Annotated in this window: 10 protein-coding genes; 4 read left to right on the top strand and 6 right to left on the bottom strand. The window is 72.1% G+C overall.

The window, feature by feature from the left end:
- Nucleotides 1-54: 54 nt before the first annotated feature.
- The 6 genes from HNR07_RS00555 to HNR07_RS00530 form a co-directional block, all read right to left on the bottom strand.
- On the bottom strand, nucleotides 55-993 hold the full coding sequence (locus tag HNR07_RS00555) for an arylamine N-acetyltransferase family protein (RefSeq protein ID WP_184360469.1): 939 nt from the start codon (nucleotides 991-993) through the stop codon (nucleotides 55-57).
- Nucleotides 994-1,098: 105 nt separating this feature from the next.
- Entirely contained in the window at nucleotides 1,099-2,199 is a 1,101-nt protein-coding gene (locus tag HNR07_RS00550) for an ABC transporter ATP-binding protein (protein WP_184360466.1), read from the bottom strand.
- Nucleotides 2,196-3,248 (bottom strand): ABC transporter ATP-binding protein, encoded by a 1,053-nt coding sequence (locus HNR07_RS00545; protein WP_184360463.1) that lies wholly within the window; start codon nucleotides 3,246-3,248, stop codon nucleotides 2,196-2,198. The genes HNR07_RS00550 and HNR07_RS00545 overlap by 4 nt, the downstream gene beginning before the upstream one ends.
- Nucleotides 3,245-4,237 carry an ABC transporter permease gene (locus tag HNR07_RS00540; protein WP_184360460.1) on the bottom strand — a complete coding sequence of 331 codons (993 nt, stop codon included), beginning with the start codon at nucleotides 4,235-4,237 and terminating at the stop codon, nucleotides 3,245-3,247. The genes HNR07_RS00545 and HNR07_RS00540 overlap by 4 nt, the downstream gene beginning before the upstream one ends.
- Entirely contained in the window at nucleotides 4,234-5,304 is a 1,071-nt protein-coding gene (locus tag HNR07_RS00535; protein ID WP_184360457.1) for an ABC transporter permease, read from the bottom strand. The genes HNR07_RS00540 and HNR07_RS00535 overlap by 4 nt, the downstream gene beginning before the upstream one ends.
- On the bottom strand, nucleotides 5,301-7,151 hold the full coding sequence (locus HNR07_RS00530; protein WP_184360454.1) for an ABC transporter substrate-binding protein: 1,851 nt from the start codon (nucleotides 7,149-7,151) through the stop codon (nucleotides 5,301-5,303). The genes HNR07_RS00535 and HNR07_RS00530 overlap by 4 nt, the downstream gene beginning before the upstream one ends.
- Nucleotides 7,152-7,388: 237 nt before the next feature.
- Here HNR07_RS00530 and HNR07_RS00525 point away from each other — a divergent pair, with 237 nt between their 5' ends.
- The 4 genes from HNR07_RS00525 (at nucleotide 7,389) to HNR07_RS00510 (ending at nucleotide 13,105) form a co-directional block, all read left to right on the top strand.
- Nucleotides 7,389-8,102 (top strand): metal-dependent hydrolase, encoded by a 714-nt coding sequence (locus HNR07_RS00525; RefSeq protein WP_184371181.1) that lies wholly within the window; start codon nucleotides 7,389-7,391, stop codon nucleotides 8,100-8,102.
- 121 nt (nucleotides 8,103-8,223) lie between these two features.
- The gene (locus tag HNR07_RS00520) at nucleotides 8,224-8,883 is read left to right on the top strand and encodes an O-methyltransferase (RefSeq protein ID WP_184360451.1); all 660 of its coding nucleotides are present in this window, start codon (nucleotides 8,224-8,226) and stop codon (nucleotides 8,881-8,883) included.
- Between the two features lie 74 nt (nucleotides 8,884-8,957).
- Nucleotides 8,958-10,115: an exonuclease SbcCD subunit D gene (locus HNR07_RS00515; protein ID WP_184360448.1), complete on the top strand. Its 1,158-nt coding sequence runs from the start codon at nucleotides 8,958-8,960 to the stop codon at nucleotides 10,113-10,115.
- A complete protein-coding gene (locus HNR07_RS00510) occupies nucleotides 10,115-13,105 on the top strand; it encodes an AAA family ATPase (RefSeq protein WP_184360445.1) in 2,991 nt (996 codons plus the stop codon). The genes HNR07_RS00515 and HNR07_RS00510 overlap by 1 nt, the downstream gene beginning before the upstream one ends.
- The last annotated feature ends 42 nt before the right edge of the window (nucleotides 13,106-13,147 follow it).

Below are 13,147 nucleotides of genomic sequence, written 5' to 3'. Positions count from 1 at the left end.
CTCCCACGAACACCAGCCCAAACGTGACCACCATCACATCAAACCCTCGCCGGATCAGGTGACCAGGAAGCCCTTCACCCTGTCCTCGATGACCGCCTGTTCCTCCTGGTCAAGGCCGATTCCGAACACCTCCCGCAACACCGGCACCACCTCTCCCAGCGCCAACTCCCGCGCCTCCCCGGTGCCGTCGACCCGATCCACGGTCAGGGTCGTGTTGGTCAGCGCGTACCGGGTCCCGCCCACCGTGCGCGCGACCATCAGGCGATTACCGAAGGGCGAACGCGGGTGGGTCGTCAGGTAGTGGCTGAAGATGCCGTAGTCCTGCGCAAGGTTCCCGGCGGTGGTGAAGGAATACAGGTTCTGCCAGCGCCGTCCGTCGAACCCGCGCAGCAGCCAGTCCTCGTCACCCACCGCCGAGATCCGGTCCAGGCGCAGGTTCCAGCCGCCCTGGGAGACCTGGTGGCCGTCCGCGAACAGGAAGGGCTCGACCAGACCGCCACCGCCGAACCCGACGTCGGCCAGCCAGGACTCACCGTCCGCCTCCACTCGTAGCAGGGCGTGGGTGGAGGGCCGGGGGCGGCCGTCCCCGCCCATCAGCACCCGGGCGCTGAGCGCGGTCAGGGTGAAGCCGAGCCGGTCCAGGGCTGCGGCGAGCAGGAGGTTCTGTTCGTAGCAGTAGCCGCCCCGGCGCTGGCGGACCATCTTGTCCGTCAGGGCGGGGACGTCCAGCAGGACCGGGCGGCCCAGCACCAGGTTGAGGTTCTCGAAGGGGATCGCCGCCAGGTGGGCGCGGTGCACGGCGGTGAGGGTGTCCAGAGTGGGCGGCAGGTCCCCGGAAAGGCCCACCCGGGTCAGGTAGGCCTCCAGATCGAGGTCCCCGCCGTGCCAGAAGTCGCGTTCGGTGAAGACCTGTTCCGGGGCGGGCGCCGGTCCGGGTGGTGCGGCCGGGACCGGCTCGGAGCCGAGGACGGAGGAGTGTTCGTTGGTCGACATGCCCGTGCCAACGAAACGCCCGCGGCCGCTGTTCCGACACCGAGGACGTTCCCCCGGCCGCGACCGGCCGGGGGAATCGGGTGTGGAGCGGGAGGGGCTGGAGACTTACGTGGTGGCGGCCCCGGACGGAGGCCCCTCCGGGCGCAGGCGGCCGGTCGCGTCCTCGGCCGCCCAGTGGCAGGCGACCCTGCGCTCGGCTCCCCCGCCCAGGATCGCCGGGTCCACGGTGGCGCACAGGTCGGCCACCCCGGCCCGCTCGGCCTCACCGGAGGCCAGTACCGGGCAGCGCGGGTGGAACCGGCAGCCCGACGGCACCTGTTTGGGGTCCGGCGGCTCGCCAGAGAGCACCACGGGTCCCTCCTCCACTCCGGAGTCGGGCAGGACGGACAGCAACGCCCGTGTGTAGGGGTGGGCGGGCTCGGCGAGGACCTCCTCCACGGTGCCCAGCTCCACCACCCGGCCCAGGTACATCACGGCGACGCGGTCGGCGATGTTCCACGCCAGCCCGAGGTCGTGCGTGGCCACCAGCGCGGACAGCCCGAGTTCCGCGCGCAGCTCCAGCAGCAGCCGCAGGATCTCACCCCGCACCGAGGCGTCCAGGGAGGCCACGGGCTCGTCGGCCACCAGCACCTCGGGGTCCAGGACCAGGGCCCCGGCGATGACCACGCGCTGGCGCTGGCCGCCGGACAGCTCGTGCGGGTAGCGGGCGAAGAACCGCTCCGGCGGGCGCAGACCGGCCTGGGACAGCGCCCTGCCCACCCGCTCGGACTCGTCCGCGGTGGTGCCCTCGTGGATGCGCAGCCCCTCCACCACGGACTCGTAGACGGTGCGGCGGGGGTTGAGTGAACCCATCGGGTCCTGCTGCACGAGCTGGACCCGGCGCCGGTAGGAGCGCAGGTCACGGGAGCGGTAGCCGAGCGGAGCCCCCTCGAAGAGCACCCTGCCGCCGGTGGGCCGCTCCAGGCCGAGCAGCGCACGGGCCAGGGTGGTCTTCCCGCAGCCGGACTCCCCGACCAGCGCGACGATCTCCCCGGCCGCCACGTCCAGGTTGACCCCGTCCACCGCGCGCGCGGTGCCGCGTCCGCCGCCCGGGGCGAGCCCGGCTGCGAAGGCCACCTCCACCCCGTCCGCGCGCAGGACCGGCTCGACGGCCCCCGCCGGCTCGGGGGCGGAGGCGGGCTGACGTGAGTCGGTGTCGGCGCTCAACGGCTCGTCTCCTCTGCACTAGCACTGCTGCTGCCACTGCCGCTCCGGCCGTGCTCGACGGCCCCCGCGCCCGGGCCCACGTGCACGCAGGCGGCGTGCCGGTCCGAGTCCCCGTTCCGGTCCGGGCGGAGCGGCCACAGCGGCGGGTCCACCGTGGCGCACACCGTCTCCACCACCGCGCAGCGCGGCCGGAACACGCAGCCCGAAGGCGGGTCCGCCGGGTCCGGCGGGTCACCGGGCAGCCCCCGGGGCGCCAGCCGCGAGGCCGGGTCGCCGATCTTGGGGAAGGCCGCGCTGAGCGCGCTCGCGTAGGGGTGCGCGGGCTCGTGCACCACCTGTTCGGCGGGCCCCTGCTCGACGATCCGCCCCGCGTACATCACCGCGACCCGGTCGCAGGTGGCGGCCAGCACGGACAGGTCGTGGCTGATCATCAGCATGCCGATACCGGTTTCCTCGACCAGCCGCCCCAGCAGGTTCAGGATCTGGGCCTGGATCATGACGTCCAGGGCGGTGGTCGCCTCGTCCGCGATGATCAGGCGCGGCTCGCAGGCCAGCGCCATCGCGATCATCACCCGTTGGCGCTGGCCCCCGGACAGCTGGTGGGGGTAGTCCTGCCGACGGGAGGCGGGCAGGCCCACCTGTTCGAGGAGTTCGGCCACCCGCGCGCCGACCTGGTCCGGCTTCGCGAGTTCGTGGATGAGCAGGGGCTCGGCGATCTGGTCACCGATCCGTTTGACCGGGTTGAGCGAGTGCATGGCGCCCTGGAAGACCACCGAGGCACCCACCCAGCGCACGGCGCGCAGACGGCCCCACTTCATCCGGAGGACGTCCTCGCCCTCCAGCATGATCTGGCCGGTGACCTCGGCGCTGGCGGGCAGCAGCCGCAGCAGCGCCAGGGCCACCGTGGACTTTCCGCTGCCGGACTCCCCCGCGACCCCGAGGGTGTCGCCGGGTTTCAGGGACAGGTCCACCCCGCGTACGGCGGGGACGTCGCCCCCGCTGCCGGAGTAGGTGACATGCAGGTTCCTGACGTCGAGAAGGCTGGTCAACTCTGCCCCCGCAGCCGTGGGTTGATGACGGACTCGACCGCGCGTCCGCACAGGGTGAAGGAGAGCGCGACCACGGCGATCGCGAGGCCCGGCGGGATCATGTACCACCAGATCCCGGCGCTGATCGCCCCGGCGGTGCGGGCCGCCTCGAGGATGCCGCCCCAGGAGATGGTGGTGGGATCGCCCATGCCGAGGAAGGCGAGGGTGGACTCGGCGATGATGGAGGTGGCCACCAGCAGCGTGGTCTGGGCGAGTACCACCGGCATGACGTTGGGCAGGACGTGCCAGCCCATCACGTGCGCGTGGCCGCCGCCCAGGGCGCGGGCCCGCTCCACGTAGGGGCGGGCCTCCACAGCCAGGGTCTGGGCGCGCACCAGGCGTGCGGTGGGCGGCCAGACGGTGAGGCCGATCGCGATGATGATCGTGCCGGTACCGCGCGGCAGGACGGCGGCCAGGGCCACCGCCAGGACCAGGGTGGGCAGGACCAGGAACCAGTCGGTGATCCGCATGAGCACCGTGGACACGATCCGGCCGCCGAGACCGCCGGAGGAACCGAAGTGTCCGGCGGTGACGCCCACCAGGGTTCCGAGGGTCACCGACACGAACGTGGCCAGCAGGCCGACCGTCAGCGAGACGCGCGCGCCCCAGATCACCAGGTCCAGGACCGAGCGGCCGAAGTTGTCCGTGCCCAGCGGGTACTGCCAGCTGGGCGGCTGGTAGGACTCGCCGGGCGCGCCGGTGATGGTCAGGTGGGCCTGGTCGATGAACAGCGGCGCGGTCAGGGCGAGCAGGCCGATGGTGAGCAGCGACGCCAGGCCGAAGATCCCGGCCCGGTTGCGGGCGTAGTCGCGGGCGAAGCGGCGCAGGGCCTCGCCGCGGCGCCTGCGCGCCAGCCTGCGGGCGGAGACCGCGGTGACCGGCGGCGACCCGTCGATCGCGGGTTCGGTCCGGTGGTGCTTTTCGGAGTTCGGGTCAACAGGTGTGCTCATGGGCGCACCCGGGGGTCGAGCAGCGGGTACACCAGGTCGGCCAGGAGGTTCATGAGGATCACCGAGGCCGCGAAGACCACGAACAGGCCCTGGACGAGGCCGAGGTCGGGGACGCGCAGGCCGGAGTAGAAGAGCTGGCCGAGGCCGGGCCAGGAGAACACCGTCTCCACGAGGATGACCCCGGACACGACCTGCCCGAGGTTGAGGAAGATGAGCGTCACGGTGGGCAGCAGGGCGTTGGGCACGGCGTGCCTGCGGCGGACCAGGGCGTCGCGCAGCCCCTTGGCGCGCGCCGTGGTCAGGTAGTCGGCGCCTTTCTCGTCCATGAGCGAGGACCGCATGATCATCAGGTACTGCGCGTAGATGACCGCGACCATCGTGATCACCGGCAGCACCATGTGCTGTGCGGTGCTCAGCGCGGTGGGCAGCGTCCCGCTCACCCGGGGGTCGACCATGCCGCCGGTCGGGAACAGGCCGGGCATGAAGCCGCGCCCGGAGGCGAGCAGCACGATCAGCAGCAGACCGAGCCAGAACGTGGGCACCGACCAGAAGAACAGCGCCACCGCGGTGTTGGTGCGGTCCCCGCGTCCGCCCGGCTTCCACCCGGCGCGGGCGCCGAGGAACAGGCCCAGCAGGGCGGCGATGACCGTGCCGGTCCCGGCGAGCAGCAGGGTCGGGCCCAGGCGCTCCAGGATGAGGTCGACGACCGGTTCGCGGTACTGGAAGGAGATGCCCAGGTCCAGGCGGAGCAGACCGCCGGCGTAGTCGAGGAACTGCTGCCACAGGGGCTGGTCGAGGCCGAACTGGCGGCGCAGCTCCTCGCGTTGCTCGGCGGAGACCTCGCGGCCCTCGGTCATGGCGCGGACGGGGTCGCCGGGCAGGATCCGGAAGAGGAAGAACCCGGCGACGATCACGGCGAACAGGGAGACCACGGCGGTGGTCAGGCGGCCGAGCACGTAGGTGACCACGCGCACCGTCCGGCCGGGCCCCCGGGGGCCCGCCGGGGCGGGGACGTCAGCGGCCCCCGCCCCGGTCGGTTCGTCCGCCTCGGTGGGCGTGGTCGTCACTCGCGGTCCTCCACGGTGGAGCGTCGGCGGAAGTAGAGGAAGGCTCCGGCGGCCAGCAGGACGAGCACACCGGCGCCCACCCCGATGAGCACGCCGCTGGAGACGCCGCTGCCGCCGCCGATACCGCCGCCCCTGGCGGCACCCTCGGCGGGTTCGGCGGACCACCAGGCCCAGTAGCCGTCCTGGCCCCAGATGTTGCCGCCCTCGGCCGGCTCCAGCTGGATACTGGCGATGTGGTCGGTCCGGTAGGCCTCCATGATGTTCGGGTAGGTCAGGACGTTAACCACGGCCTCCCGGTAGAGGACCTCCTGGAGCTGGTGGATGATCTCGGCGCGGGCCTCGCGGTCGTACTCGGCCAGCTGGGCGGCGTAGAGCTCGTCGTACTCCTCGTCGCAGAAGTAGGCGTCGCCCTGCATGGTGCCCGGCTCGGTGGGCAGCGCGCCACAGGTGTGGATGCTGAACACGTAGTCGGGGTCGGGGTTGACCGTCCACCCGGTGAAGATGAGGTCGTACTCGGCGTCGTAGAGGGCGTCGCTGAGGATGCCCGGGTCCACGGTCCGGTTGTCGATCTCGATGCCGATGTCGGCGAGGCGCTCGGCGATCACCTGTCCGGCCTGGACGTTGTCCGGGCGGTCGGCGTGCACGTGCATGCGCAGTTCGAGTCGGTCTCCGTCGGGCGAGACGCGCACGCCGTCGCCGCCCATCTCGTAGCCCGCGTCGTCGAGCATCTCGTTGGCGGCGTCGGGGTCGAAGTCGAGGATGGCCTCGTCGCCCTCGGGGGACCAGTGGAAGTCCGTGTAGCGCGGCGGGATGTACCCGCCCGCGGCGACGGCCTGGCCGTTGGCGCCCTGCTGGACGATCTCCTCGTTGTCGATGCCCATGACGATGGCCTGGCGCAGGGTCAGGTCGCTCAGCGCGGGGTGCCCGTCGCCGAACTCCTCGCCGTCCTGGGTCCGGGCGCCCGGGTTGATGGTGAAGGCCTGGAACCGCTTGCCGTCGGCGATGTTCACGGCGACGTCGTCGAGCGCCTCCAGTGACGTGATCTGGGCGTCGGTGAGCTCGTAGACGAAGGAGACCTCACCGCTGCGCAGCGCCTCGACGGCGGCGTCCTTCTCCGAGTAGTAGCGGAAGTAGAGCTCGTCGAAACCGGGTGCGCCCCGCCAGTGGTCGGGGTTGGCCTCCAGGCGGATGTGCTCACCGCGGGAGTGCTCGGTGAGGACGAAGGGGCCGCTGCCCACGGTGGGGAACTCGTCGGCGGCGTAGTCGGAGAAGGCGTCGCCCTCCTCTTCGACGATCGGCTCCCAGACGTGCTGGGGGACGATCGGCACCCGCAGCGACTCCATCGTGGCCTGGGGTTCGTCCAGTTCGATGACGAGGGTGGTGGGGTCCTCGGCCGTGACGCTCTCGAACCCGGCGACGTAGTTGCCGGAGGCGATCGCGGCGGCGTCGTTCTCCATGATCGTGTTGAACGTCCACGCCACGTCGTCGGCTGTGAGCTGCTCGCCGTCGGTGAAGTAGGCGTCGTCGCGGATGTTGAACGTCCAGGTGAGGCCGTCCTCGGAGGTCTCCCAGGTCTCCGCGAGCGAGGCCTCGGGTTCACCGGTCTGCGGGTCCACCGTGGTGAGGCTGTCGTAGACGTGCCGGAGGATGTTGGTGGTGACCGCGAGCTGCGCGGTAAAGGGGTTGAAGGAGTCCACCTGCTGGGCGATGGCGACGGTCAGCGTGGTGCCGCCCGCCTCGTCCGCAGCCGCGGGGACCGCCGTGAGACCTCCGAGCAGGAGGAGCACGCTACCGGACGCCGCCGTCCGCCGGAGAAGGGTGCCGGAGGGAGGATGTTGGGTTTTCATAACGGCCCCTGTCGGTTTCGTGGGGTTGGTGACCTGGGCCACCCGGGGGTTGGTTGGTTGTCTACCAACTCGCCGCGACGAGCGTCAATGTTCTTCGTAGCGAGGCGTGACATCGCAACACATTCGACTCCTGCCCTGGGAACACAGGTGTTTCCTGGGTGTTAAGTGGCTTTTGTTCCCCGGCCGAAACCGGACGCTGATTCGCGGCGAATGACGGACTCCGCTACGGTTCCCGCCATGATGGGGCACTCGCACGCACTCAGTGGCGTGGTCGGCTGGATGGCGGTCGTACCGCTCGTCCAGGGCACGGAATTCCTTGGACTCAGCTTTCACCTGGGCCCCGGTGAGATCATCGCCGGCTCTCTGGTCTGCGCGGGCGCGGCTCTGCTGCCCGACGTGGACCACAAGAGCGCGACCGTGACCAAGACCTACGGAAAAGCCACCGAGATCCTCAGCGACATCCTCAGCTGGGCCTTCGGCGGCCACCGGATGGGCACCCACTCCTTCTTCTTCGCCGTTCTCATGGGTGTCGTAGTCCAGGCGCTGGCCCTGTGGTCCGAACTGGCCGTGCAGATCTTCGTGTTCCTGCTGATCGGTATCGCGCTCCAGGGCCTGGGTTTCGGCATGGACAAGAACCGGACGGCCTCGGGGATCATCAACGCCCTGGGGACGGCGGCGATCACGCTGACCCTGTACTCCGTCGGCGTGAACTACACCTGGCTGGGCCTGGCGGTCGCCTTCGGCATCGTCCTGCACTTCTTCGGTGACATGATCACCAAGATGGGCGTCCCGATCTTCTGGCCGTTCTGGAAGAAGCGCTTCGGCCAGGGCCAGGGCTTCGCCACCAACGGCCCGGTCGAACAGAAGGTGGTCACCCCGCTGCTCACCATCGGCGTCATCATCGGCTCGATCTACCTCTTCGACTGGCCCAACATCCTCCCAGACCACTGAAGACCCCGGTGATCTTGCTACCAGGAGCGAGTTCGGCGCCGAACTCGCTCCTGGTAGCAAGATCATCTGTGGGGGGGGAGAGCGCTGGCCCGGTGGGGCGATGCCTTCTAGGCTGGGGCGCGTGACTCGAAGCTCAGAGGGCGTCAGCCCCGCACTACACGCCTACATCGTCGACCACAGCCAGCCGGTGGACCCGGTCCTGGCCGAGCTGGCCGAGGAGACCGCCCGGCTGTTCCCCGACTTCAAGGGGATGCAGATCGGCCCGGAGCAGGGCGCGTTCACCACCCTGCTCACCCAGCTGGCCGGGGCCCGGAACGCGGTGGAGATCGGGACGTTCACCGGGTACTCCTCCATCTGCTTCGCCCGCGGTCTGCCCGGGGACGGCACGCTCCTGGCGCTGGACATCAGCGAGGAGTGGACCTCCGTGGCCAGGAAGTACTGGGAGCGGGCGGGGGTCGCGGACAAGATCACGCTGCGGATCGGCCCGGCCCTGGAGTCGCTGCGCGCCCTACCCGAGGAGCCGCAGTTCGACCTCGCCTTCCTGGACGCGGACAAGGAGGGCTACGTCGGCTACTGGGAGGAGCTGGTCCCCCGCATGCGGGCCGGCGGGCTGCTGCTGGCCGACAACACCCTGTCCCACGGTCGGGTGATCGACCCCGAGGAGACCTCCGCGCACGTCCAGGGCATCCGGGACTTCAACGACCACCTGGTGAACGACGGCCGGGTCGAGCAGGTCCTGCTGCCGATCGGCGACGGCCTGACCCTGGCCCGCAAGCTGTGAGCGCCTAGCTCCGCGACCCCGAGTCATCCACCGGGGCCACGGTTCTCCCGGCGGGAACCCGGCGAACTTGGGTAATGTCCAGTTCCATGCGCCTGCTGCACACATCGGACTGGCACCTGGGTCGCTCCTTCCACCGGGAGAACCTCGTCGAAGCCCAGGCCGAGTTCCTCGACCACCTCGTCGACACCATCCGCACCGAACGGATCGACGTGGTGGTGGTCGCCGGTGACCTCTACGACCGCGCCCTGCCGCCGGTGGACGCGGTGCGCCTGTTCGACCGGGCGCTCGGCCGGATCCGGGCCACCGGTGCCCGGGCGGTGCTGATCAGCGGCAACCACGACTCCATGGCCCGGATGTCCTTCGCCACGGACCTGATCGACGCCTCCGGGGTGCACCTGCGCAGCTCCCTGGACGGGATCGGCACCCCGGTGATCATCGAGGACGAGCACGGTCCGGTGGCCTTCTACGGCATCCCCTACCTGGAGCCGGAGATCGCCCGCCACCACTGGGACCTGCCCGAACGCGGCCATCCCGCGGCGATCGGGCACGCCATGGACCTGGTCCGGGCCGACCTCGCGCAGCGTCCGGGCACCCGCTCGGTGGTCCTCTCGCACGCCTTCGTCACCGGCGGCGAGCCCTCCGACAGCGAACGCGACATCTCCGTGGGCGGCGCCTCCCACGTTCCCGTCAGTGTCTACGACGGCGCGGACTACGTAGCCCTGGGCCACCTGCACGGGCGCCAGACCATCACGCCCACCGTGCGCTATCCGGGCAGTCCGCTGGCCTACTCCTTCTCCGAGGAGCACCACCGCAAGGGCTACTGGCTGGTGGACCTGGACGCCGACGGCTTCGCCGGGGCGGAGTTCGCCGAGGCGCCCGTCCCCCGCCCGCTGGCCCGGATCAGAGGCCGCCTGGACGACCTGCTCACCAGCCGGACGTGGGAACGGTACACCGGCCACTGGCTGCAGGTCACCCTCACCGACCCGCGCCGCCCGGCCCAACCCATGGACCGGCTGCGCGAACGCTTCCCGCACACCCTGATGCTGGAGTTCGACCCCGAGGGCGGCCCCGTGGAGCGGCGACCGGTCACCGGCGCGGTGGCCGAACGCCCCGAGCGCGAAGTGGTCGCCGACTTCGTCGAGTGGGCCAGGGGCACCGCCCCCGGCCCCGAGGAGCGCGCGCTCGTGGACCGCGCGGTGGAAGAGGTCCGCCTCCAGGAAGGGACGCGCTGATGCGGCTGCACAGCCTCACCATGACCGCCTTCGGGCCCTTCGCCGGGACCGAGGCGGTCGACTTCGACCGCCTCGGCGAGGGCGGACTGTTCCTGATCCACGGCCCCACCGGCGCGGGCAAGACCTCCGTGCTGGACGCGGTCTGCTTCGCGCTCTACGGCGACGTGCCCGGGGCCCGCGGCAACAACCGCTCCCCCAAGAGCGACCACGCACCGCCCGAACTCAAACCGGAGGTGACCCTGGAGTTCACCGTCCAGGGCCGCCGGGTGCGGATCGAGCGCAACCCGCGCTGGGAGCGCCCCAAGAAACGCGGGAAGGGCACCGTCACCGAGAACCAGAAGGTGCGGGTCCTCGACTGGCGGGGCGACCGCTGGGAGGGGGTCACCACCCGCCCGGACGAGGCCGGGCAGTTCGTCGGCGACCTGGTGGGGCTCACCCTCACCCAGTTCTGCCAGATCGTCATGCTGCCCCAGGGCGACTTCGCCCGCTTCCTGCGCGCCAAGTCCGACGACCGGCGCAAGTCCCTGGAGCGGATCTTCAACACCCGGGTGTTCCGGGACGTGGAGGAGTGGTTCGGCGGGCACGCCAGGAAGCTGGAGCGGGAGGTGCGCGCCGCCGCCGAGCAGGTGCGCGCGGTCTCCGGGCGCATCGCCGAGGTCGGCCGCTCCACCGCGCCGCAGGCACCCGAGGAGCTCACCGCCTGGGCCGCCGAGCTGGCCTCGGTGCAGACCGCCACCGCACGTGACGCCGAGGCCGTCACCGCCGACTTCACCGAGGCCCGGGACCGGGCCCGGGAGGCCCTGACCGCCGGGCGGGCGCTGGTGGCCCGGCACGAGCGCCTGGCCAGAGCCCGCGAGCGCCGCGCCCAGCTGGCCGAGCGGCGTGAGTGGCGGTCCGGGATCGACGCACGCCTGGCCGCCGCCGAGCGCGCGGACTCGGTTCTGCCGTACCTGAACGCCCGCGACCAGCGTCGCACCGTACTGGACAAGGCCGAGTTGGCCGTCACCGACCGGCTGGCGCTGGTCGGCGGGCTGCCCGACATCGACGCCGAGGCGCTGACCGGCCCTGACTCCCCCCAGGCGCTGCGGGCGGCCGAGCGGTCCCGCCACGACGAACTCGCCCGCCTGGACCTGCTGCGCGCAGACGCCGAGCGCCGCCGCGCCCTGCACCGCGAACTCACCGGGCTGGACCGGCGGATCACCGCAGTGCGCACCGAGACCGAACAGGCCCGCGAACACGTCAAGGCACTGCCCGCCCGGGTGGAGACGGTCACCAAGGAGTTGAACCGGGCCCGGGAGCAGTCCGGGCTGACCGACCCCGCCAGGGCAGCCCTGGAGCTGGCCGAGCGTCGGCACACCGCGGCCGTGGAGCAGCAGCGGCTCGGCGCCGAGGCCGAGCGGGCCGAAGAACTGCGCCGCGGCGCGGTCGACGCCGCCCAGGCCGCCCGAGACCGGGCCCAGGACCTGCGGGAACGGCGAATCGCGCACATGGCCGCCGAACTGGCCGCGGACCTGTCCGACGGCGCCCCCTGCGCGGTCTGCGGGGCCACCGACCACCCCTCCCCCGCCCGGCCGAGCGAGCAGGGTCTGGTCTCGGCCGAGGAGGAGCGATCCGCCCAGGCCGCCGCGGACACCGCCGCCGCCCGGCGCACCGAGGCGGAGAACTCCTTGGTGGCGCTGCGGGAACGGCACGCCGCCGCCGCCGAGCGCGCCGAGGGCCGCACCGTGGCGGTCGCGGCCGAGGAGGTCGGCGCCCGTAAGCGGGAGCTGGCCGAGGCCAGGTCGGCCGCCCGCGAGGTGCACCGTCTGGAGGAGGAGCTGGCCCAGGCCGCCGCGGACCTGGACCGGGCCCGCCAGCGAGAGGGCGAGCTGGTCCGCGAGGAGAGCGAGCTGGTGGCCCGCCGCGAGGAGGGCGCCAAGGAACACGAGCGGCTGACCGTGGTGCTGGACCGGGCCCGGGGCGCGGACGCCGGGCTGGCCGAACGGATCGCCCGCCTGCGCGGTGAGGCCGAGCTGCTGCGCGGGGCGGCGGACGCCGTCGAGCTGCGCGGCCGCGCCGCCGAGGAGCTGCGCACCGCCACCGCCGAGGCCGAGCGTTCCCTGGCCGACGCCGGCTTCGCGGACGAGGCAGCGGTGATCGAGGCCGCCCTGGACGAGCGCGGCCGCCACGATCAGCGTGCCCGGGCACGGGAGTTCGACGACCAGTGGGCGGCGGTCGAGGCACAGCTGGCCGATCCCGAGCTGGTGGCCGCAGAGCGGACCAGCGCCCCGGATCTGGCGGATGTGGAGGCCGCGGCGGCAGCGGCGGACGAGGCCGCGGACCGGGCGGTGGCCTGGCAGGGGATGCTCGCCGAACGGGCCCGCCGTCTGGTCTCCCTGCGCGCCGAGCTGGGCGAGCGGCTGTCCGGTTCGGAGCCGGTGCTGCGCCGCTACGCGGTGGCCCAGGGGCTGAGCACCCTGGCGGCCGGGACCTCTCCGGACAACACCGACAGCGTGCGGCTGTCCGCCTACGTGCTGGCGGCCCGGTTGGAGCAGGTGGTGGAGGCCGCCAACCACCGGCTGCTGACGATGTCGGACGGCCGCTACGAGCTGCGCTACACCGTGGACAAGGCCGCCGGGGACGGTCGGGCCCGCTCCGCTGGCGGTCTGGGCATGCGCGTGGTCGACGCCTGGACCGGGGTGGAACGCGACCCGGCGACCCTGTCCGGCGGGGAGACCTTCTTCAGTTCGCTGGCCCTGGCGCTGGGCCTGGGCGACGTGGCCACGGCTGAGGCGGGCGGTACCGAGATCGACACGCTCTTCGTGGACGAGGGGTTCGGCACACTGGACGAGGACACCCTGGAGGAGGTCCTGGACGTCCTGGACCGCCTCCGCGACGGCGGTCGCGCGGTCGGTGTGGTCAGCCACGTCGCGGACCTGCGCCAACGCGTGACCACCCGGCTGCGCGTACACAAGTCCGCGGGCGGATCCCGGGTGGAGCACCACGGCTGAGCCCCGTCGGCGAGGGCTGCCCCGCCCCTCTCCCCGGTGTGA

The sequence above is a fragment of the Nocardiopsis metallicus genome (assembly GCF_014201115.1).
GTDB lineage: Bacteria > Actinomycetota > Actinomycetes > Streptosporangiales > Streptosporangiaceae > Nocardiopsis > Nocardiopsis metallicus.
This window is presented reverse-complemented; position numbering and strand designations above follow the sequence as displayed.